Source organism: Pseudocolwellia agarivorans (assembly GCF_002000085.1).
Taxonomy (GTDB): domain Bacteria; phylum Pseudomonadota; class Gammaproteobacteria; order Enterobacterales; family Alteromonadaceae; genus Pseudocolwellia; species Pseudocolwellia agarivorans.
Genome location: NZ_MUZU01000005.1, coordinates 212766 through 234091, shown reverse-complemented (window position 1 = coordinate 234091; position 21326 = coordinate 212766). Strand labels below are relative to the sequence as shown.

Annotated in this window: 15 protein-coding genes; 12 read left to right on the top strand and 3 right to left on the bottom strand. The window is 37.3% G+C overall.

Annotated features, from left to right (window positions below):
* Positions 1-198: 198 nt before the first annotated feature.
* Positions 199-912, bottom strand: coding sequence for a DUF445 domain-containing protein (locus tag B0X80_RS10030; RefSeq protein WP_077340137.1), 714 nt, complete (start codon positions 910-912; stop codon positions 199-201).
* 399 nt (positions 913-1311) lie between these two features.
* Here B0X80_RS10030 and B0X80_RS10025 point away from each other — a divergent pair, with 399 nt between their 5' ends.
* From B0X80_RS10025 to greB, 5 genes are all read left to right on the top strand, one after another.
* Entirely contained in the window at positions 1312-2475 is a 1164-nt protein-coding gene (locus tag B0X80_RS10025; protein ID WP_077339949.1) for an efflux RND transporter periplasmic adaptor subunit, read from the top strand.
* Between the two features lie 12 nt (positions 2476-2487).
* Positions 2488-5622 carry an efflux RND transporter permease subunit gene (locus tag B0X80_RS10020; RefSeq protein WP_077339947.1) on the top strand — a complete coding sequence of 1045 codons (3135 nt, stop codon included), beginning with the start codon at positions 2488-2490 and terminating at the stop codon, positions 5620-5622.
* Positions 5619-7046, top strand: a complete 1428-nt coding sequence (locus B0X80_RS10015) for an efflux transporter outer membrane subunit (RefSeq protein ID WP_077339945.1) — start codon at positions 5619-5621, stop codon at positions 7044-7046. Before B0X80_RS10020 ends, B0X80_RS10015 begins: the two co-directional genes overlap by 4 nt.
* 113 nt (positions 7047-7159) lie before the next feature.
* Entirely contained in the window at positions 7160-7777 is a 618-nt protein-coding gene (locus B0X80_RS10010) for a TetR/AcrR family transcriptional regulator (protein ID WP_077339943.1), read from the top strand.
* 16 nt (positions 7778-7793) lie between these two features.
* Positions 7794-8279 carry a transcription elongation factor GreB gene (gene greB, locus B0X80_RS10005; protein ID WP_077339941.1) on the top strand — a complete coding sequence of 162 codons (486 nt, stop codon included), beginning with the start codon at positions 7794-7796 and terminating at the stop codon, positions 8277-8279.
* Between the two features lie 86 nt (positions 8280-8365).
* On the opposite strand, the gene B0X80_RS10000 is transcribed toward greB, so the two are convergent.
* Positions 8366-10396 (bottom strand): tetratricopeptide repeat protein, encoded by a 2031-nt coding sequence (locus tag B0X80_RS10000; RefSeq protein WP_077339938.1) that lies wholly within the window; start codon positions 10394-10396, stop codon positions 8366-8368.
* Between the two features lie 639 nt (positions 10397-11035).
* Between B0X80_RS10000 and B0X80_RS20355 the strand changes: the two genes are divergently transcribed.
* The 4 genes from B0X80_RS20355 to B0X80_RS09980 all read left to right on the top strand — a co-directional run bounded on the left by B0X80_RS20355 (position 11036) and on the right by B0X80_RS09980 (position 16677).
* The gene (locus B0X80_RS20355; RefSeq protein WP_139345307.1) at positions 11036-12367 is read left to right on the top strand and encodes a CsgG/HfaB family protein; all 1332 of its coding nucleotides are present in this window, start codon (positions 11036-11038) and stop codon (positions 12365-12367) included.
* A gap of 170 nt (positions 12368-12537) precedes the next feature.
* On the top strand, positions 12538-14886 hold the full coding sequence (locus B0X80_RS09990) for a Tex family protein (protein WP_077339937.1): 2349 nt from the start codon (positions 12538-12540) through the stop codon (positions 14884-14886).
* A gap of 77 nt (positions 14887-14963) precedes the next feature.
* Entirely contained in the window at positions 14964-16094 is a 1131-nt protein-coding gene (locus B0X80_RS09985) for a GNAT family N-acetyltransferase (protein WP_077339936.1), read from the top strand.
* On the top strand, positions 16087-16677 hold the full coding sequence (locus tag B0X80_RS09980) for a DUF938 domain-containing protein (RefSeq protein WP_077340135.1): 591 nt from the start codon (positions 16087-16089) through the stop codon (positions 16675-16677). The genes B0X80_RS09985 and B0X80_RS09980 overlap by 8 nt, the downstream gene beginning before the upstream one ends.
* On the opposite strand, the gene B0X80_RS09975 is transcribed toward B0X80_RS09980, so the two are convergent.
* Positions 16667-17026: a SpoIIAA family protein gene (locus B0X80_RS09975; RefSeq protein WP_077339935.1), complete on the bottom strand. Its 360-nt coding sequence runs from the start codon at positions 17024-17026 to the stop codon at positions 16667-16669. The two genes, B0X80_RS09980 and B0X80_RS09975, sit on opposite strands and share 11 nt — an antisense overlap.
* A gap of 221 nt (positions 17027-17247) precedes the next feature.
* Here B0X80_RS09975 and B0X80_RS09970 point away from each other — a divergent pair, with 221 nt between their 5' ends.
* The 3 genes from B0X80_RS09970 (at position 17248) to minD (ending at position 21326) form a co-directional block, all read left to right on the top strand.
* On the top strand, positions 17248-19530 hold the full coding sequence (locus tag B0X80_RS09970) for a S9 family peptidase (RefSeq protein WP_077339934.1): 2283 nt from the start codon (positions 17248-17250) through the stop codon (positions 19528-19530).
* Between the two features lie 248 nt (positions 19531-19778).
* On the top strand, positions 19779-20492 hold the full coding sequence (gene minC / locus B0X80_RS09965) for a septum site-determining protein MinC (protein ID WP_077339933.1): 714 nt from the start codon (positions 19779-19781) through the stop codon (positions 20490-20492).
* A gap of 21 nt (positions 20493-20513) precedes the next feature.
* Complete coding sequence (gene minD, locus B0X80_RS09960; RefSeq protein WP_077339932.1) at positions 20514-21326, top strand: septum site-determining protein MinD; 813 nt, start codon at positions 20514-20516, stop codon at positions 21324-21326.

Here is a 21326-nt window from a genome sequence, read left to right as displayed (position 1 = left end):
TTTACAAGTAGTGGGAAATAACTAAATTATACAATTACAAATTAGCTAAAAATTATCCCAAAAAATTAGAACGCAAGGATACCTATAAAGGCGTACAAATTAAAGAGGAATAGATTAAAAATGAACAAATTTACAACTATTTTTTCTCGCTAATGTACATAATACTGATAAGTATCCGTACAATATCATTTACTCCATTTAATAGGTTTGTGTTATTGCTGCAACCAATCCGATAATGCCACCAAAAACACCGCCCCATACCACTAGCCAACCTAAATGCTGCTTGATCATATTTTGAATAATCTTTTTAACCAATTGTGGTGTTAATTCGTTTAATCTTTTTTCAATAATATCGCTGACTTTATCACGCATATCATCAGATACACCTGACTGTGCAAGCTCTTCATTTAATATTGCGCCAAATTCATCACTTTGAGCAATATGACTCATAGTAACTTTCATTTCTTCTATAAAGGGTTCACGCAAGGGTTGCAACACTTCGCTACCACCTACCATCGCTAGCATAGATCCAAACGATGAGTTTTCAATAACCTTAATTAAATTGTCAAAAGCAGGTGATAAATCGACTTTATGAATAATAGGAGACAAATCTATTGACGGTGATGACTGCTCATTGTTGGAAGATAAAAAACGTTGGATATTTTCTTGTGTAAAAAACTGCTCCATCATTAATTCGCGAATACCCAATTTAAAATCTTCAAACCTAGCGGGAATAACACCTGAACCATAAAGACCTGGCACTTTTTCAAATAACATATGTATTGCTAACCAATTGGTAACCGCTCCCGATAAAGCAAAAATACCTACAGTAAAGACAATATGATTATCAATAAAGTAACCTATTAACGTACATAACAGCGCAATTAAATTAACAATCAAACTTTTACTCACAACAACTCCAAACACATTAAAATAATTTAAATTAAGGGTTGATATAATACCAATCATCGTAAAAAACACATAACAATTATCTATTCAATTGAATTAACCTCTCTATACAAAAATAAAGTACGTTTTGATTCAACATCATGATTTGATTTTTAAAACTATGGGAATCAATAATTTTTGTATCTCAGTATTCCTCTAACCACAATACTTTTTCATATAATCCTGCATCTGTTTTATATGCGATCTACTTTAATATTTATCTTAAAGTGAATCACAGCACTCACAAATCTACGCAATAAAAATGTATTAATATTTAATTACATTTTTTGGCTAATAATGATTTAAAACGATAAAACCTTAAGTTAGAATGATCGTTCATTCTAAAATAAAGAGTACTAATCTATGCAGTTTTACCGTATCGGTCTATTTTTTGTATCGGCCATTGTTGGTTCTATTGCTTTAACGGGTTGCGATAGCGCAGCAGAACAAGCTAAAGCACCAACTCATCAAGCAATACCTGTTGGCGTTGTTACATTAAAAAGCCAAGCACTTACCCTTAAAAAAGAGTTACCAGGTCGTATCAGCGCGTTTCAAATTGCTGAAATTCGTCCCCAAGTTAGTGGCATTGTTCAATCACGTTTATTTATTGAAGGTAAACAAGTAGAACAAGGCCAAGCACTTTATCAAATCAACCCAGCTACATTTAAAGCAGAATTAGCCGCAAGTGAAGCGGCTGTAGCAAGAGCTCAAGCGAGTATTGCCAGTAGTAAATCTAAAGCATTTCGTTATAGCAAGTTGCTAAAAATTAAAGCCGTAAGTCAGCAAGATTATGATGAAGCTGACGCCGCCTACAAACAAGCAAACGCAGAATTACTAACCGCACAAGCACAACTACAAACCGCACAAATCAATCTTGATTATAGTCAGGTCTCATCCCCCATTAGTGGCCAAATAAGCAAATCGAATGTGACTGTAGGTGCCTTAGTCAGCGCTAATCAAACCATGGCACTTGCCACCGTGACTCAACTCGATCCTATTTATATTGATTTAACGCAATCCAGCAATGAACTGACAAAGTTTAAAAAATCTATAGCTTCAGGTTTATTAAGTGTTGATTCTGCAAATCAAACTGATGTTGAACTTACCATGGAAGATGGCTCAATTTACCCTCATAAAGGGACTTTACAGTTTTCAGAAGTCACCGTTGACCCAAGCACTGGATCAGTAACATTACGTGCGAAATTCCCAAATCCAGAAAAACTTTTATTGCCTGGTATGTATGCACGCGCATCAATTGTTGAAGGCGTAAAAGCCAAGGCTATTTTAGTACCACAACGTGGCGTAACTCGTAATTCTAAAGGTGAACCTACAGCGCTGGTAGTAAGTAAAGACAACACAGTTGAAAGCAGAGTACTAACAATTGATCGTTCAGTTGGCGCTAATTGGTTAGTCACCAATGGATTAGATGAAGGTGATAAATTAATTGTTGAAGGCCTCCAAAAAATCCGTCCAGGTGCACCTGTTCAGCCTACTGAAGTTAATTCGTCAGCCACCAAAGCACAATAACGGAGAACCTGAATGTCACGATTTTTTATCGATAGACCTATATTTGCTTGGGTACTTGCTATTGTAGTAATGCTAGCAGGTATTTTAGCAATTAATAGTTTACCTATTGCGCAATATCCTTCCATTGCACCGCCCGCTATTAGTATTACGGCTAACTATCCGGGAGCATCAGCTCGAACGCTTGAAGACTCAGTAACTCAAGTTATTGAACAAAAAATGAAAGGATTAGACGGCTTGTTATATATGTCGTCTACTTCAGAATCAAGTGGTTCTGCAACGCTTACTTTAACGTTTAGTGCTGATACCGATCCTGATATTGCACAAGTTCAGGTACAAAATAAACTCGCAACAGCAACACCTCTTTTACCTGAAGAAGTACAAAGACAAGGCGTAGTAGTCGCTAAATCAGCTCGCAACTTTTTACTTGTAGTAGGTTTTGTATCGCAAGACGGTAGCATGAATAATATCGATATTGGTGATTATGTTTCATCAAATGTACAAGATATTGTCTCGCGTGTTAATGGTGTTGGTGAAGCTCAGCTCTTTGGTTCTCAATATGCCATGCGAATTTGGTTAGATCCGGCAAAATTACAAAATTTCAAATTAACGCCTGCTGACATTAATGCAGCGATCACGGCACAAAATGCACAAGTATCTGCTGGCCAACTTGGTGGAATGCCTTCAATAGCAGGGCAACAGCTTAATGCAACAGTTACAGCACAAAGCCGTTTACAAACACCTGAACAATTCGAACAAATTTCAGTTAAAACAAACCCTAACGGTTCAATCGTTCGCCTTAAAGACGTAGCAAAGGTTGAACTAGGCGGTGAAAACTACGGAGTAGTTGCCCGCTTTAATGGTAAGCCTGCTGCAGGTTTAGGTGTAAAACTGGCAAGCGGGGCTAATGCGCTTGATACAGCCCAAGGTGTTAAAGATGCACTTAAAGAACTTGAACCATTCTTCCCTGAAGGTTTAGAAACGGTTATTCCTTACGATACAACGCCATTTGTATCACTCTCTATTGAAAAAGTTATACATACACTTATTGAAGCTGTCGTATTGGTATTTGTAGTTATGTATCTGTTTTTACAAAACTTCAGAGCAACACTTATTCCTACTATTGCTGTGCCCGTTGTATTACTTGGAACATTTGCCATTTTATATACATTTGGTTACTCCATTAATACCTTAACTATGTTTGCTATGGTGCTTGCCATAGGTTTGCTAGTAGATGATGCGATTGTTGTTGTTGAAAACGTTGAACGTTTAATGAGTGAAGAAAAACTATCAGCGCTTGAAGCAACGCGTAAATCAATGGATGAAATTAAAGGTGCGCTTGTAGGCATTGCGATGGTACTTTCAGCGGTATTTATACCTATGGCATTCTTTAGTGGTTCTACCGGTGTTATCTATCGTCAATTTTCTATTACCCTTGTTTCTGCAATGGGTCTTTCAGTATTAGTTGCGTTAATTTTAACCCCAGCATTATGTGCAACATTACTAAAACCTAGTCATGTTCATAACAACAGTTCATTAATAGGTAAGTTCTTTTCTGGATTTAACCGTGGATTCGACAAAACCAATGCAGGTACGCAAGGTTTTGTTGGCCGAATGATTGCACATTCTAAACGCTATCTACTTATTTATGCCGTTATTGTTGGTGGCATGGTGTACGTATTTTCACACTTACCTACAGCATTCTTACCTGACGAAGATCAAGGTATTTTATTTAACCAAGTTATGTTGCCAGCAGGTTCAACAACTCAACAAACATTAGCTGTAGTTAAAAAAGTAGAAAATCATTATCTAAACGATCAATCAGAAGCGGTTAAGGGTATTTTTACTGTAACTGGTTTTAGTTTTGCTGGTTCAGGACAAAATTCGGCTATTGGCTTTGTTAGCTTAAAGCATTGGGATGAACGTCAACGTGACGATTTATCTGTTCATGCCGTTGCAGGGAAAGGCATGGGGTACTTTTCTACAATAAAAGAAGCCTTTGTTTTTGCTTTTCCACCTCCTGCTATTGTTGAGTTAGGTACAGCGAACGGTTTTAACATGTTCTTACAAGACCGAGTAGGCCTTGGTCACGACAATTTATTAGCCGCTCGAAACCAATTGTTAGGTTTAGCTAGCCAAAGTCCTATTTTGGCGGGCGTTCGCCCTAATGGTCAAGAAGACATGCCAGAATTACAACTTGATATCGACCTTGAAAAAGCTGAAGCACTCGGTGTGTCGCAAGCTAATATTAATAGTACGCTTTCTACCGCATGGGGTAGTCGCTATGTTAATGACTTTATCGACCGTGGTCGCGTGAAAAAAGTATATCTACAAGGTAATGCCGAGTCTCGTATGGTGCCAGAAGATCTTAACAAGTGGTACGTACGCAATAACAACGGTGATATGGTGCCATTTTCTGCATTTGCTCGTTCATTTTGGTCTTATGGCTCACCTCGTTTAGAGCGCTATAACGGCTTTTCTTCTATGGAGATTCAAGGTAGTGCTGCACCTGGTTACAGTACCGGGCAAGCTATGGATGAAATGGAACGTTTAGTTACCTTGCTACCAAAAGGTGTTGCTTCTGAATGGTCTGGTATATCGTATCAAGAGCGCTCAAGTGGTGGTCAAGCGCCCTTACTTTATGGCTTGTCTCTGCTGTTTGTATTTTTATGTTTAGCGGCGCTATATGAGAGTTGGTCGGTACCATTTGCGGTTATGCTTATTGTTCCTTTAGGTATATTTGGTGCGATTATGGCGGCGTTTGGCGGTGGATTATCAAACGATATTTACTTACAAGTAGGCTTGCTAACCACAATAGGCTTAGCGTCAAAAAATGCCATATTAATTGTTGAATTTGCTATTCACCAAATGGAAGAAGGACTGAGTGTTGTTGATGCAGCAATTGCAGCAGTACGCTTGCGCTTACGCCCTATTTTAATGACATCAATGGCATTTATTTGTGGTGTTATACCTCTTGCTATTGCCTCAAGTGCAGGATCTGGTGCGCAGAACGCATTAGGTATTTCAATTATAGGCGGTACGCTGGCATCCTCAATATTAGTCGTAATATTTGTACCTATGTTTTTTGTACTTGTCCGTCGAGTATTTCCGGGTAAACCGAAAAACTCTCCACAGGAGATCTCGAAATGAATATAAAAAAGCGTAATTCAAAAAAAGTACTCAGCTTAAGCGCTATCACACTGATTGTTTTAAGTGGTTGTCAATTAGCGCCTCAGCAACAAAAAATTGATTTACCTGTTCCTAATGCATATTCATCAGATTTGCCTCAAGAACAAGTTGTTCCGTTAAAGTGGCAGCAGTTTTTCAGTGATGAAAAGTTACAAACGCTGATAGCACAAAGCCTTGAACACAATAAAAACATGCAAATTGCTCTACTTAACGTACAGCGTGTGCGTGGTTTATATCAAATTGAAGATTCAGCATTATATCCTTCATTTGATATCAATGGTTCAGGTAGTCGCCAACAGTTACCCGCTGATTTATCAGGCACAGGTAATGCACGTATTAACTCTCAATACAGTGCAACTGTGGGCATTACTTCTTATGAGTTAGACCTTTGGGGTAAAGTACGAAATCAATCTGAACAAGCTTTGCAAACGCTATATTCAACAGAGCTGAGTCAATACAGCACACAAATATCATTAGTTGCTGAACTGGCCAATGCATGGCTAAACTTTGCTACCGATCAACAATTATTAACGCTTGCTCAAGAAACGCTTACATCTCAGCAAGAGTCATTATCGCTTACGCAGAAAAGCTTTGATTTAGGGGCAGCATCAAAAATTACACTCGAGCAACTTAAAAGCACAGTAGCTGCAGCTAAGGTAGATATTGCTACTTATAAACGCCTAGTAAAGCGTGACAAAAATGCCCTCAATTTGCTTGTAGGTAAACCAGTGTCGAACGATTTACTCCCCAACAAATCACTAAATTCATTGCTTAATTTACCTGCAGTGCCCGTTGGCTTACCTTCAGAATTATTAACGCAACGCCCTGATATAAAAGCGGCCGAACATCAATTATTAGCGGCAAATGCTAATATTGGTGTTGCACGTGCTGCCTTTTATCCAAGTATTAGCTTAACAGCCAATGCAGGCAGCGCTTCAAGTGATTTAGGTAACTTATTTAATTCAGGTTCTGGTACATGGAGCTTTGTGCCTTCGGTAAGTTTACCCATTTTTAATATGGGTCGAAATCAAGCAAGGTTAGATGTAGCACAAGCTGATCAACAAATTGCGCTTATGACTTATCAGCAAAAAATTCAGCAAGCTTTTCGTGAAGTAGCCGATGCATTAGCTGACCGAGAAGGCTATCAAGAACAGCTAACTGCGTTAAATATATTACTACAAAGTCGCCAATCAACCTTCGACTTATCAAAAGCGCGTTACGACAATGGAGTTGATAGCTACCTACAAGTACTTGACGCACAAAGAACTTGGTATAGCGCCCAGCAACAACAAATTTCAGGTCAACAAGCACTATTAGCTAGCCAAATTAGCTTATATAAAGTGCTCGGTGGTGGTTGGGAACAATCGGTAAAACTGGCCAAGTAATATTATTAAAAGTCTATTTTATTCAGTCAATAAACTGAAATTAAATAGACTTAAAAACCAAATTAAATGCATGGCATTTATATCGAACTTAAACGTTCGCTGAGGAGTTTCTTATGAAACCAAAAACGAAAAGACATACTGACCCAGCGTTAGCTGAAGCTCGTCGTAACCAAGTACTGACTGCAGCGGCTGATTGTTTTCGCCGTAAAGGTTTTCATGGTGCAGGTATGGCTGAAATATCAAAAACTGCGGGCATGAGTGCAGGACATATTTATAATTACTTTGAGAGTAAAGAAGCGATTATAGAGAGTATTATTGAACAAGATATGCAAGAAATGTTTTCTATATTTCAGCAGTTTAAAGAACAACCTGGAGACATGTTAACTATACTACTTGATGGCTTAAACGTAGGTGTACAAAGGCATATGGATACAGAAGCCTGTGCTGTAGATTTAGAAATGCTAGCCGAAGCAGGACGAAACAATAAAGTTGCTACTTTATTGCAAGATGCAGATACTCAAGCTCGCGATAGAATGTGGCAGTTACTGACCAGTGAACGTAGTATCATAAAAAATGCCTCTAAAGTTGAGCTAGAAAGTCGAATTAATGTTATTTTTTCAGTAATGGCAGGGCTATTATTAAGAAAAACACTTTATCCTGAGTTAACAGAAGAAACCGTATTAGTAGCACTACGTCCAACAATAAAAACATTACTTTTACCGTTTGAGTAAAAAAATTAGATAAACGATGAAAACAAAATTAATTACCAAAGAAGGTTACCAAAACCTTCAAAACGAATTAGATACGTTATGGCGTAAAGAAAGGCCAGAAACCACGAAAAAAGTCTCGTGGGCAGCCAGCTTAGGTGATAGATCGGAAAATGCAGATTATCAATATAACAAGAAAAGATTAAGAGAGATTGACCGCAGAGTTCGTTTCTTAACAAAAACATTAGAAGATATAAAAGTTGTTGAATATCATCCCCAGCAAGAAGGTAAAATATTTTTTGGTGCTTGGGTTACCCTTGAGAATGAAGAGGGAGAAATGCTTAAATTTAGAATTGTGGGACCTGAAGAAATATATGGTCGACACGATTACATCTCTATTGACTCTCCAATGGCACGTGCTTGCTTAAAGAAAGAAGTAGATGATGATGTGACTGTTAAAACGCCAGCAGGTATTAAAGACTGGTTTGTTACCCAAATAGATTATTTACCTTCTCTAAAATCCTAGTTCACAAGCGTGAACTACTTTGTCATGAATTCAATAAACGCTCAGCTAATTTATACCAAACGCATTAATACGTTTGGTATAAATAATCAATTAAGCGCTTGTTGTAAATCAGGAAAACTAACATAACCAGGGCATTTTTGTTTAAGCGAAGCTATCGTTTTATCGGCTTGTTCTGGTTGATTGGTGTAACGTTGAATTAAAGCTAAATACACGGTTGCGCTCGCATCCAAATCTTCAAGTACTAAATAATCAGGTAAGTCTAAAGCAAATTTATACTGCGTAGGTGACAACTTATTAAGAATAAGACTATAAAACTGTTGATAAATTTTATCCATTATCGTGATATTACCTCTGAGTTTATCTCTTTCTATAATCTTTAAGGCATTGAGGTAGGCTTCAATCGCTTCATCATTTTGTTTAAGTTGTCGATAGGAGTTACCCAAATTCCCCCAAACTTGATGAATGCCTCCAATGTTAGTGCTATCCATAACTTTTATCGCTGCAGATCTAAACTCTTGAGAAGCTTCAAAATTAGCTAGTTGATAATAAGCTTGTCCTAAAAACTCTTGCCCTAAATACGAGTTAGGTGCTAGATGATAAGCTTGTTGATAAGACGATAAGGCTTCTTGCGTTTGGCCTTGACATAGCTGCATTGAACCTAAATTAACATACGCCAGCTCGTTAGGATTTAGCTGACTAGCTTTTGTGAACGCTATAATTGCTGCTTTACTGTCTCCATTAAAATACTGAATGGTTCCTAAATTAAAATGATGCTTCCAGTAATCAGGCTCTATGTCTATCGCGCGTTGTGCAAAGGATGTCGCTTGAATTAAGGCATCAGGAAATTCAATAAGGTTTTGTCGATGAGCATCTAAATACGTCACGCTAACACCTGACAGCGCGTCTATATTTTTAGGCCAATTTTGTAAAATACTATGATATTGATTGATAGCTTGATCAACTCTACCGGAACGTCGCATCAAATTAGCCGAAGTTGCTAAGGCATAGTTATTATTAGGTTGAAGTGCCAAGGCAAGTTGGCAATGTTCATTGGCTTGCTCTAATTTTTGTTTTTCATTACCAGACCAACTCTCATCGATAAGCGACTCGCACATAGCAACATGTGCCTGAACAAAATCACTAAACGACGTAATTGCATTGTTTAAAAGGGTTTGTGCTCTTTTTATGTTTAATTCAGACTGTTGATTGTCTAATAATTTACGTGCTTTTAAATAGTTATCTTGCGCTAAAATAGAAGGATATAACTGTGCTTTATCGGCACCATTAAGTGATAAATAAAAATATAAATTATTCAGCACATTACTTGCCAGTTTTTGCGACTGTTGCTTTAACAAGCTGTGAGTAGTTACATCGGTCCAAATAAGCCTTTCTTGATTTTTATAATATAAATAATATTGTAATCCAATATATCGACTTACCTCATAAACTCTTATTGTTAGCACAGAATCTGATTGAAACTCTTGTGCAATATCGAAAGACCGATCTTGCTTAGATAATAAATTTTGATTAATTGTAATGGCTTTTATATTACTAGGAAGCTGCTGAATAATTCGCCGGGAGAGTCCTTTGGATAACGTATTATCAACATCTATTAATAAACTTACTTGCCCCAAAGGCAATAATGGCGTTTTGTGCTCTTTGTTGGTTAAAACTGAAAAAGGTTTAAACAACAAAATTCCAACAATGAATATAACGAAAAGAATCGTAAAAATAATAGCAGGTAATATATAGTTGGTTTTGTTTAGTGGTTCGGTTTTGTTTAGTGGTTCGGTTTTATTTGTTGGGTCGGTTTTATTTGTTGGGTCGGTTTTAACTGGATTGACGAATTGTTCTTTTTGTTCAAGCTCTTGCTGAGACAAATAAAGGGTATAAGGTTCTGCATCTAATGCGTTAGCAATTCGAGCTAAGGTATTTGGCGAAACGTTTTCTTCTCTAAAAACACGATTAACTAAATCTTTAGGAATGGTTTCTAAATTTTCTAATTCCGCTATTTTATGGGCTAACGCAGTTTGAGTTTTTAACCCTATTTTATGTAAAGCAGCTTCAAGCTTTATTCTGGATGCTTTAACACCTCTTTTTCGAGTGCGCTTCTCCACTTCAATATTCCTTATATTTTAGGTATATATTTCCCGTTAACCTATCGTTATAACTCTTCTATTATTTAATAAATACAGTAATGAATTGACGAAAACTATATCATCTATTGTTATATTTTATTTTTTCTAGTCTTACACTTCAAATTTTACTTGTCTACATTTTAACCTCAGTTATCTCTCCTTAAATATCGTTAACTCTCGATTCTAAAATTCCTTTTATTTGACACAATAAATCTGAAAATAAACAAGGTATTAGGTAATAACTCAATGATACTCATTGAATTATGGGTATATACCCGTTACCACTCAAGAGGCTATTTCAGAGTGCTTGAGCGATATCAATTCAAGGCAATGCTTTGTAATAATGGTCGTTCCCTTATAAAAAGCATTAACGACGAAGTGATTTTGCTCAAGCGCTTCTTTGATGGGTCTAAAAACAATTTATGCATCGTTATTAACTTTAGTCAGGTTCCTACATGGATGTAGGACATTAGGGTAACGCAGGAGCAGTTACCGAGAATAACCATGACGTAAACTTAATGCCTTGCCTAAATTGTTTTTAGTTCCCACTGAAACCTGCATCTTGAATGATAACGGGTATACGTTATCAGTAATAAAATTCGATAGGAATGAATAATTATGGTCACTAAAAAACGGATATCATTAATTTTATCTACTTTAATTTGTACGGGCTTAACGGGGTGTATGAGCACTTCACCTATAATGGGGGGCGGACAAGGTGGTGGAACAATTACAGGTTCAGCTGGCGGAGCAAATTCGCAAAACGCTAATACGCAATTAACAAAGTGTGACGAAGCTTTAGGCACAGTTAGCGTGTTTGAAGATACCAGTTTACCTTGGTGGTCAACCTATCGTAGACGCGTGCCTAATTTGGGTAGTACCAAACCTGTTATACGTTTAATGATACAACAGTCGGGTTGTTTTGTAGTCGTTGAACGTGGTGGTGCTATGGCAGCGATGCAACGAGAAAGGGCTTTGATGAATTCAGGTGAATCACGAAGTGGTAGTAACTTTGGTAAAGGTCAAATGGTGGCTGCCGACTTTACTTTGTCGCCATCAATTCAATTTGCAGAAAATAATACCAGTGGTATTAAATCTATTGCGGGATCTTTTTTAGGGCGTTTCGGTAATGTTGTTGCCGGAGGTTTCAAACAAAACGAAGCCGCCACCACATTATTATTAATAGAAAACAGATCGGGTGTGCAAGTTTCTGCTGCTGTAGGTAATGCAAAAAATTATGACTTTAGCTTTGCCGGAGGATTATTTAGCGGGGGTGCTTTTGCGGGTGCGGGTGGTTTTTCAAATACCCCCGAAGGTAAAATAATAACCGCTTCTTTTGCTGACTCTTACAACCAAATGGTTAAAGCCTTACGCAACTATAAAGCACAATCTGTTCGTGGTGGCTTAGGTAAAGGTGGGCTTTTACAAGTAGGTGGCGATGATGATCCAATGCCACAAGCGACACAGCAAAGCTCTGGAGCAAGTTTACAGGTAGCACACACTGAAGTGGTTCACACAAAACCTGTAGTTGTACACACCCAAAGAAAAACTAAAGTCTATACTAATCAAGATGATATCCATATTGATGCCTATGACGAAGATGCATTAGAAGATTACTACAGAGCGTTAAAAAGTGCGGTAACCTTTATGTCGTCATTTGCTAATTTTACACCTGAACAGTTAAAAGCTACGGGGAGTCAAAATATGTGGCCTGCTTGGTCTGGTATTGTTACTGGCCAACTTGAAACCTCTAAAATAGAACTTGAATCTTGGCCTTTAAGCGCCAAACAACAAGGTTGGAAAATTTTAGGTAAAAAAATTGAACAATATAATAAGCTCTTCAATAAACACAGAGCATCTATTCTGAATAACGACCAGTTTGAAGAACAATTAAAAACCTCAATTCAGCATTTTGATTTAGTTACTAAAGAATCGTTATTTGGTTCTTAATGTATCCAGCGCCACAATTTACTTTGTGGCGCTATAAAAACAAAATAGCAATAGCACTTCCCGAACTCATTAGCACTTTAAATACAAAATAGATCTTTCAACTGCCTAACAACACGCGTTATTATTCAAACTCACCAACATAAAATTTTTCATCTTGGGATTTAAGTTAAATGATATCTATTGCTGAGCAAATTGCTAAAGAGCTCAATGTTTCTCCTGTACAAATTAATGCTGCTATTACTTTATTAGACGACGGAGCAACAGTTCCCTTTATTGCTCGTTACAGAAAAGAGGCGACACAGGGGCTAGACGACAATCATCTTCGTCACCTTAATCAGCGTTTAACGTATATCCGCGATTTAAACGACCGTAGAAATGTCATTCTGAAAAACATTGAAGAACAAGGTAAATTAACACCCGCGTTATCTGATGCCTTAAACCAAGCAGATAACAAAACCCGCCTTGAAGATTTATATTTACCCTTTAGACCTAAACGCCGTACCAAAGGCCAAATAGCGATTGAAGCAGGTATAGAACCACTCGCAAATAAACTTTATAACGATTGGCGTTTAGTACCAGAAGCGGAAGCTACCGCTTTTATTAACAATGATGCTGGCTTTAGTGATGAAAAAGAAGTGCTCGACGGTGCAATGTCTATTTTAATAGAACGCTTTGCTGAAGACGCAAACTTACTACAAAAATTACGTAATCACTTATTAAAACAAGCGCACTTAACCAGTAAGGTTGTTAAAGCTAAAACACAAGAAGCCGCTAAATATAAAGATTACTTCGAACATTCAGAGCGCTTAAAATCAGTACCTTCTCACCGAATGTTAGCTATGCTACGTGGTCGCGCTGAAGGTTTTTTAAAATTAGCCATTAATGTTGACCCACAGCAAGAAACATCAAGCTACTCAAGTGCAGAACAATTGATCACCGAACATTTTAATTTACGCTTAACAGGCCAAGCATGTGCAGAGTTTTTAACCAAAGTGGTTCACAATGCATGGAAAACCAAATTAAGTGTCAGTTTAGAAACTGAATTAATTGGTAACTTACGTGAGCAAGCTGAAGTTGAAGCGATTAAAGTATTTTCAACTAACTTAAGTGATTTATTAATGGCTGCACCAGCCGGACCTAAAGTAACTTTAGGGCTTGATCCTGGCTTACGTACGGGTTGTAAAATTGCGGTAGTAGACGCTACAGGTAAGCTATTACATACCACCACTATTTTCCCTCATGCACCGCAAAATCACTGGGACAAGTCTGTTAGAACGCTAACCAACTTATGTCAGCAACATAAAGTAGAACTTATTGCGATAGGTAACGGTACAGCATCTCGCGAAAGCGATAAGCTAGCGGCTGAAGTGATCACAAGTTTAGATAAATTAAAACCAAATAAAGTCATTGTGAGCGAAGCCGGTGCGTCGGTATATTCAGCGTCTGAATTTGCAGCAAAAGAATTTCCAGATTTAGATGTTTCAATACGTGGCGCAGTTTCTATTGCAAGGCGTTTACAAGACCCACTTGCTGAGCTTGTTAAAATTGACCCAAAAGCCATAGGTGTTGGGCAATATCAACATGACGTAAGCCAAAGTCAATTAAGTAAAACCCTAGATGAAGTGATAGAAGATTGTGTGAACTCGGTTGGCGTTGATTTAAATAGTGCCTCAGTTGCATTACTTACGCGAGTATCAGGGTTAACAAAAACTATGGCACACAACGTAGTCGATTTTCGTGACGAGCATGGCCGTTTTAACAACCGACAAGAATTAAAAAAAGTAGCGCGTTTAGGTCCTAAAGCCTTCGAACAAGCCGCAGGTTTTCTCCGTATTGCAAATGGTAACAACCCCCTTGATCAATCAGGTGTTCATCCTGAAACTTACCCCGTAGTAGAAAAAATAATCGCACAACTAAACGCGAGCGTAAGCGATCTTTTAACCAATAGTGAGCAATTAAGTAACGTAAATATTGCCGAAGTTGTTACAGATGAATTTGGTGAAGTTACTGTTAAAGATATTATTAAAGAGCTTGAAAAACCCGGACGAGATCCAAGACCTGAATTTAAAACCGCAACCTTTAAAGAAGGCGTTAACACTATTAACGATCTTGAAGTAGGTATGATTTTAGAAGGTGTTATATCAAACGTTGCTAATTTTGGAGCTTTTGTTGATTTAGGTGTCCATCAAGACGGCTTAGTACATATATCGTCTTTAACCAATAAGTTTGTGAGCGATCCACGTGAAGTGGTAAAAGCTGGCGACATTGTAAAAGTTAAAGTAACAGAAGTGGATCCACAGCGTAAACGTATCAGCTTAACTATGCGCTTAGACGATACTATAGAGCAATCTCAAGCCTCTAAAAAGCAAGCTGACCGCAAACCTGAACATAAAGCCGAACACAGAAACAATAAACCAAACTACGCGAAAAAAGAACAACGAACGCATAAGCCTAAAGAAGCCAATAACGCAGTAATGGGTAATGCTTTTGCTGATGCTTTTGCTAAGTTAAAGAAATAAAAAGCGCCGCTATATATTTCTTTAACTTAGCAAAGCACAATATGTTATCAACGTTATAATACTTGCTATAAGACCTTATGATTGCTGAATTCAAACGCTCTTTTTCAAACATACCTCAACAAGCATGGGGCGCATTAAATACGTCGAATAATCCTTTTTTGTCGTATCATTTTTTTGAAGCATTAGAAGCAAGCAAATCAGCAAGTTTAGCACGTGGCTGGCAACCTCATCATTTAACCATTCACCAAGATGACAAAGTAAAAGCGGTTTTACCTTTGTACCTTAAAACGCATTCTTGGGGAGAATATGTATTTGATTGGGATTGGGCGAGAGCTTATGAAGAGCACGACTTAGAATATTACCCTAAGTTAGTCAGTACCATTCCATTTACGCCCGTAAGCTCTGATAAATTAATATCGCAAATCCTTACGCATCGCGATATTTTACAGCCCTTAAGCGACTACTGTAGCGAACACAACATTGCGAGTTGGCACTTACTTTTTTGCCCTAAAATAGAGAATATCCCAAGCGATGTATATGAACGTAATACCGTTCAGTTTCATTGGTTTAATAAAAACTATAAGTCGTTTGATGAATATCTTTCAACTTTCACTGCACGTAAAAGAAAGAACACACGTAAAGAGCGTGAATCAATAAAAAAGCAAAACATTAGTATACGGCAGGTAACAGGTGATCAAATAACTAAACAAGAACTCGACTTTTTTTATTTAACCTACCAACTCACCTATTTAAAACGACAACATACACCGCATTTAAGTTATGAATTTTTCGAGCGTATATTTAAAACATTACCCGCAAATATCGTACTTTTTATTGCAAGTCATAATGATACAGACGTTGCTTGTGCATTGTTTTTTTATGACGAAAGTCATTTATATGGCCGCTATTGGGGAGCTACAGAATCGTTTTCTAATTTACATTTTGAATTGTGTTATTACCAAGGTATAGAGTTTTGCATTCAACATAATTTACAAAGCTTTAATCCTGGCACACAAGGCGAACACAAAATCCAACGAGGTTTTGAACCCGTTATGACGTATTCATACCATTGGATCAAACATTCAGGGTTTCAGCCCGCCATTAAAGATTTTTGCAAACGTGAACAAGCTCATATGATAAATTACGCGCAGCAATGTGCTTTATCGTTACCTTTCAAAAACAATCAGGATACTGGCAATGATCAATAAACCTTTTTCACAAGCATCTGAAAACAACAAAGTCCATATTCTACCTATTTTACAGCAAGCATTTTCCACCGCTGATTCAGTGTTAGAAATTGGCTCAGGCACTGGGCAACATGCTGTATATTTTGCCAAACAACTTGCTCATGTAAATTGGCAAACAAGTGATCTAGCGGTAAATCATAGCGGCATAAATCAATGGATAGCCGAATACCCTTCAAGTAATTTACAGCCACCTTTAGCACTCGACTTATCAAAGCCGTGGCCCATAGAACATACATCAGCAATATATACCGCTAATACACTGCATATAGTCAGTTGGGAACTGGTAATCGCTTTTTTTGAAGGAGTAAAAAAACACCTACTCCCTAAAGGTAAGCTTTGTATTTATGGTCCATTTAACTACCAAGGTAAATTTACCAGCGAAAGTAATGCTAACTTTGAGTTATGGTTAAAACAACAACATGAATTAAGTGGAATACGCGATTTTGAGGCGGTTTTAACATTAGCGGAAAAGGCAGGGCTGACACTCGTTAAAGATCACGAAATGCCAGCAAATAATCGCTTATTAGAATTTATTAACCAATAGCTAACCAAGCCTTCGCTTTTTCAATGTCTTTATTGAGAAAGCGCTCGGTAGAAACGCAAGAACGCAGCTGAAATAAACTAAATTTCCATTTTAACAAACGGCTATCGCTTACAATCGCTAAGCGGTTGATGCCATTATATGGAGCAATGTATTGCTTAAATTGTTTCAATAATGTCAGCAACGTCCATCCGGTTAACTCATTATTTAATTTTAAAACAATATTTACTTCAGGAAATTCTTTTAACATCGATTCAAATATTGGAATAAACGCGTTGTTAAAATGTTCTTTGGTAAACGTTCCGTGTACTTGGGTAATAAGCGTATTATTTTTATGATGTATTTCTATCATATCACCTCCTTGTTAATGTGAAATGCAGTCTAGCTTAAATATCAATCAATTGTTAATGTTTTTTTAAATACAAAAATTCATCCAAACTCCCTTTTAAAAAATACGCCATTTATCGTAAATAAATCGCCACTAACAGATTTTCTCTTATAATGTGCATGGATTATGCTAGCTTATGGGGAAAAATATTGAGCTTCATATGTCTCAAATATAAGGCTATAACTATGTTAAAAAAAATAACTGTACTATTACTTATGTGTCTCCCCTCAACATCACTATTAGCAGCACAACTAAGCACCTCTGATTATCAAAAAGCTGAAAAACAACTATCAAAATATACAGATAAGCTCGTTACTGGGACAGTAGAAAGTCCTTTCTGGCAAAACAACCGTTTATTCTATAAATCACGTACTCAGCAAGGTGAACAATTTTTTGAAGTTAATCCTATTACTCAACAAAAAGCATTAGCTTTTGATCATCAAAAATTATCAAAAGCGTTAGCAGTTATTACTGACGCCGAAGTAAATGCTTACAATCTACCATTTAATACATTTACAGTAAGCCTTAACAATAAAATAGTCGTTAAAATAAAAGATAAACACTATCTTTGTGATTTAACAAATTACTTATGTGCATCTGATACTGATGCAAAAAAATCAAACGAAATGATTTCTCCAGACGGTAAATTGGCTGTTTTTATACGCGATTACAATCTATGGTCGCGAAATTTAAAAACGAATAAAGAAGTACAATTAACTAAAGACGGTATTAAAGATTTTGGATATGCTACAAATAACGCTGGCTGGATACGTAAAGATACACCAGTAGTTAAATGGTCGCCTGACTCAACCAAATTAGCTACCTTTAAGCATGACAGCCGCAATGTTGGCGATATGGCGCTAGTATCAACAAACGTTGGGCACCCAACAATAGACCAGTGGAAATACCCTTTACCCGGCGACGAACATATATTTGCTATACATCGTGTTGTTATTGATGTGCAAAAGCAAAAAATTATTCCGTTAGATATGCCTGCAGATCCACATCGCTCATCAATTACCGATCACGTGGCAGGCAATAATGGTGAGTTTCTTGACATAGATTGGGCACATAACAGCAAAAACTTCGCCTTTATTTCTTCAAGCCGAGATCATAAAACCGCTACATTAAAAATTGCCAATGCTGAAAATGGACGAGTCAAAACCGTATATTCAGAAACAGAAGACAGCTTTTTTGAATCAGGCGTTAGTGCCATCAGTTGGAAATACCTTGATAAAACCAATGAATTTATTTGGTTTTCTCAGCGTAGTAATTGGGGACATTTTTATCTAATTGATAGCAAAACAGGCAAAATTAAAAACCAAATAACCCGAGGTGACTGGACCGTTCTTGAATTGCTCAGCGTAGATGAAAAAACAGATACATTATATTTTACTGGCGCAGGTCGTGAAGGTGGAGATCCTTATTTTAACTACCTTTATAGCATAAACAAAAATGGTAAAAACCTTACTTTATTAACTCCTGAGAAAAAACATCATCGTGTCAGCATGAATGAAGATAACACCTACTTTTTAGATCGCTTTTCGACCCCAGAACAAGCAGAAGTCAGTGTTATACGTGAAACACAATCAAATGAAAAGTTTACACTAGAGACTATGGATATTAGCCAACTGACCGCAACAGGATGGGCTCCACCAACACCATTTATTGTTAAAGATCGCAACAACGAGCACGATATTTACGGTTTACTCTACAGACCAAGTCATTTTGATAAAAACAAAAGCTATCCTGTTGTTAACTATATTTACCCTGGTCCACAAGTAGGAAGTATACGTGGTCGCCATTTCAGGACCGCTAGAGGCGACAATCAAGCTTTAGCTGAACTAGGCTTTATCGTAGTAGAAATTGACGCTTTAGGAACACCTGGACGTTCAAAAAGTTTTCATGAATTTTATTATGCCAACATGGGCGACAGTGGTTTACCGGATCAAGTAGCAGCAATTAAACAACTCGCTAAAAAGCACTCATGGATAGATATTGATCGTGTTGGAATTTGGGGACATTCAGGCGGTGGTTTTGCATCAACAAAAGCCATGTTCAGTTACCCTGATTTTTATAAAGTTGCCGTTTCAGAAGCTGGTAATCACGACAACCGTAACTATGCTGATGAGTGGGGTGAAAAATACCACGGTTTATTGGTTAACAACGAAAACAAAACCACGAATTATGACAGCCAAGCAAATCAACTTTTTGCCGACAAACTTAAAGGTAAACTCCTACTTGTACACGGAACATTGGATACCAACGTAACACCATACAACACATTAATGGTGGTTGATGCACTCATAGAAGCTAACAAAGATTTTGACATGTTAATGTTACCCAATAGAGGTCATGGTTTTGCCCGAGAACCTTACATGGTACGTAAGCGTTGGGATTATTTTGTTACACATTTAATGGGAGCAGTGCCTCCTAAAGAGTTTAACTTTAGTTCAACCGTAAAATAAAACCGGTCATCAATAAAAAGGGAGTATCTACTCCCTTTCTCCCATAACTTTCCTGCTTTACAGAATAAAGCTTACTCTATTTATTTAGCTGTATAAAAAGAGAGCAAAACGATGTTATTTTACACTTTTATTTACTTGTAAGTGTTATTCTACTTGTGCATAGTCTCTGATACTAATATGCTATCAGGCACTGTTTTTAACCTAGTTTTCATCATTAGAAAATAAAATATAAAAGGAAACCGCTGTTCATGCCTGAACAGGAAATAGAATTCAAGGGAACTAACTTTACCCTTTCCGTTATACGCATCGAAAAAAACGATTTAACGTTATTAGATTCCCAATTAAAAAATAAAATTGCGCAAGCACCTCAATTTTTCAAATGTGCTCCCGTTGTGGCTGATATTAGTGAAATTGAAACGTTCTTTGATTTTACGGCCCTCAAACAAATTATTGAAAATAATAACTTTGTACTTGTTGGCATATGCGGTCATACATCTCCTGAGCAAAAAACAGCAGCACAAGATGCTGGCTTAGCCATAGTTAACAAAGGTTCAGCGCAACAAAATAAACGAACAGAAATTCAAAAACCACAGCCAGAAGCACAAACTCCGGTTGAAACAACGGTTATTGAAAATACTCCAACAAAAATTATTAAAGGCCAAATTCGTTCTGGTCAGCAAATTTACGCTAAAAATACCGATCTCATCATTATGGGTTCTGTGGGTAATGGGGCTGAAGTCATCGCTGATGGCAACATTCATGTATACGGTACTATTCGTGGTAGGGCTATTGCAGGTGCAAGCGGACAACACGAAAGTAAAATATTCTGTCAAAACTTGCAAGCTGAACTAGTGTCTATTGCCGGTGTTTACATGCTAAGTGAGCAACTAACCGAGCATGCAAATTTACCACAGTGCATTCAAGTTGAAGATCAAAAAATTGTATTTAACCCATTAAATTAGAAAACTAAGAAAGGAAAAATCATGGCTAAGGTTATCGTTGTGACCTCAGGTAAAGGCGGAGTTGGTAAAACAACTTCTAGTGCTGCAATTGGCACAGGTCTAGCTATAAAAGGCTTTAAAACCGTAATTATCGATTTTGATATTGGATTACGTAATTTAGATTTAATTATGGGTTGCGAACGTAGAGTAGTTTATGACTTTGTTAACGTTATTAAAGGTGAAGCAACACTTAATCAAGCCTTAATTAAAGACAAACGCACGCCAAATCTATCAATACTACCCGCGTCACAAACACGTGACAAAGACGCGTTGAATAAAGAAGGCGTTCAAAAAGTATTAGATGATCTTGCTGAAGCAGGCTTTGAATATATTGTATGTGACTCACCGGCAGGTATTGAAACAGGTGCAATTATGGCACTTTATTTCGCTGATGAAGCCATAGTAACAACAAACCCTGAAGTATCATCAGTACGAGATTCAGACCGTATTTTAGGTATGTTAGCAAGCAAATCACAACGTGCTGAACAGGGCAAAGAGCCCGTTAAAGAACATCTATTGTTAACACGCTACAACCCAGAGCGTGTAACACGTGGCGACATGCTGAGTGTAGAAGATGTATTAGACATTTTAGCGATTCCGTTACTTGGCGTTATTCCTGAGTCACCTGCTGTATTAAAAGCATCTAACTCCGGCTCTCCTGTTATTCTAGATACTGAAAGTGATGCTGGCCTTGCATACGGAGACGCTGTAGATCGTTTAATTGGTGAAAAAGTTGAATTTCGTTTTATAGAAGAAGAAAAGAAAAGCTTACTGCGCCGCTTATTTGGAGGTTAA

Excerpts from the sequence above, each read along its gene's own strand:
- B0X80_RS10025 (WP_077339949.1), top strand. The coding sequence starts at position 1,312 with ATGCAGTTTTACCGTATCGGTCTATTTTTTGTATCGGCCATTGTTGGT.
- B0X80_RS10020 (WP_077339947.1), top strand. The coding sequence starts at position 2,488 with ATGTCACGATTTTTTATCGATAGACCTATATTTGCTTGGGTACTTGCT.
- B0X80_RS10015 (WP_077339945.1), top strand. The coding sequence starts at position 5,619 with ATGAATATAAAAAAGCGTAATTCAAAAAAAGTACTCAGCTTAAGCGCT.
- B0X80_RS10010 (WP_077339943.1), top strand. The coding sequence starts at position 7,160 with ATGAAACCAAAAACGAAAAGACATACTGACCCAGCGTTAGCTGAAGCT.
- greB (WP_077339941.1), top strand. The coding sequence starts at position 7,794 with ATGAAAACAAAATTAATTACCAAAGAAGGTTACCAAAACCTTCAAAAC.
- B0X80_RS20355 (WP_139345307.1), top strand. The coding sequence starts at position 11,036 with ATGGTCACTAAAAAACGGATATCATTAATTTTATCTACTTTAATTTGT.
- B0X80_RS09990 (WP_077339937.1), top strand. The coding sequence starts at position 12,538 with ATGATATCTATTGCTGAGCAAATTGCTAAAGAGCTCAATGTTTCTCCT.
- B0X80_RS09985 (WP_077339936.1), top strand. The coding sequence starts at position 14,964 with ATGATTGCTGAATTCAAACGCTCTTTTTCAAACATACCTCAACAAGCA.
- B0X80_RS09975 (WP_077339935.1), bottom strand. The coding sequence starts at position 17,026 with ATGATAGAAATACATCATAAAAATAATACGCTTATTACCCAAGTACAC.
- B0X80_RS09970 (WP_077339934.1), top strand. The coding sequence starts at position 17,248 with ATGTTAAAAAAAATAACTGTACTATTACTTATGTGTCTCCCCTCAACA.
- minC (WP_077339933.1), top strand. The coding sequence starts at position 19,779 with ATGCCTGAACAGGAAATAGAATTCAAGGGAACTAACTTTACCCTTTCC.
- minD (WP_077339932.1), top strand. The coding sequence starts at position 20,514 with ATGGCTAAGGTTATCGTTGTGACCTCAGGTAAAGGCGGAGTTGGTAAA.